This window comes from Promicromonospora kroppenstedtii DSM 19349, assembly GCF_000515355.1.
GTDB classification, from domain to species: domain Bacteria; phylum Actinomycetota; class Actinomycetes; order Actinomycetales; family Cellulomonadaceae; genus Promicromonospora; species Promicromonospora kroppenstedtii.
The window spans coordinates 1-1,230 of record NZ_KI911642.1 but is presented as its reverse complement, the minus strand read 5'-3'; the positions used below and the strand labels follow the sequence as shown (position 1 = coordinate 1,230).

At 76.9% G+C, this 1,230-nt stretch carries 1 protein-coding gene and 1 pseudogene; both read left to right on the top strand.

What is annotated here, in order from left to right; all coding sequences use genetic code 11:
• A partial coding sequence (locus tag PROKR_RS08665) for a DUF3866 family protein (RefSeq protein ID WP_157601975.1) occupies positions 1–694 on the top strand: 694 nt, incomplete at its 5' end.
• A pseudogene (locus PROKR_RS08660) lies at positions 691–1,230 on the top strand (hypothetical protein); the annotation flags it as partial. The gene PROKR_RS08665 and the pseudogene PROKR_RS08660, both read left to right, overlap by 4 nt.

The following is a 1,230-nucleotide window of genomic DNA, read 5'->3' as shown; positions in this document are numbered from 1 at the left end:
CGGCGCCCTGCTCGCCGCGTTCTCCCGCACCGTCGCCGCCCTGCGGGACACCGGCTGGCTCGCCACCTGCGTCACGGTCGGCCAGGCCTACGGCGGCGACCTGGAGGCCGTCACCGTCCACACCGGCCTGCTGGCCGCACGGCACGTCGCCGGGTGCGACGTCGCCGTCGTGGCCCAGGGGCCCGGCAACCTCGGCACCGGGACCCGCTGGGGCTACTCCGGCGTCGCCGCCGGCGAAGCCGTCAACGCCGCCGCGACCCTGGCCGGCCGCCCCGTCGCGTCCCTGCGTGTGTCCGGAGCCGACCCACGCGACCGGCACCTCGGCGTCTCCCACCACTCCCTGACCGCCTACGGCCGCGTAGCCCTGGCCCCCGCCGACGTCCCCGTCCCGGTCCCCGCCACCGACGTGGAGAACCTGCCCACCTGGGGCCCCGACCTGACCCGGCGCATCCACCGACAGGCCACCACCCTGGCCACCCCCGCCTCCCGGCACGCCCTCGTGGACGTCCCCGCCGACACCACCCTGCTGGAGACCCTGCGCACCTCCCCCGCCGGGCTGCGCACCATGGGCCGCGGCCTGGACGCCGACCCCGCCTCCTTCGTCGCAGCCGCCGTCGCCGGGATCCACGCCCACCACCTCGCCACCACCGACCCGGCCACCACCACCGACCCGGCCCCCGACACCGCCCCATGACGCCCCGAGCACGTATCGCCCTGACCTGCCTGCTCGTGACCGTCGTCGTGCTCGGCGCCGCCACCGCCACACCCTGGACCCTCAGCCCACCCCGGCTCCCCACCCCCGAGCTGAGCCGGCCCCCGATGCAGCAGCCCAGCGGCGCCACCAGCCCCGCACCCCAGCCCGTCCAGCAACCCGACCAGGTCGACTCCCGCTGGATCATCCTGGTCCTGGTCACCCTCCTGGCCCTCCTGGTCGCCGCCCTCATCACCCTCGCCGTGCGCAAGCTCCTGGCCGTGGACCGCGAACCCGTCGACACCGACCCCGACCACCTCGCCGCCGGCGCCTCGACCACAACCCTCGGCGACGACATCGACCTCCCCGAGCTGCAGGACGCCGTCACCCTCGCCCTCGCCCACCTCGACGGACACCCCCGGCCCCGCGACGCCGTCGTCGCCGCCTGGGTAGCCCTCGAAGAAGCCGCCGCCCGCGCCGGCACCCGCCGCGACCCCGCCCAGACCCCCACCGAGTTCACCAGCACCGTCCTGGCCGCC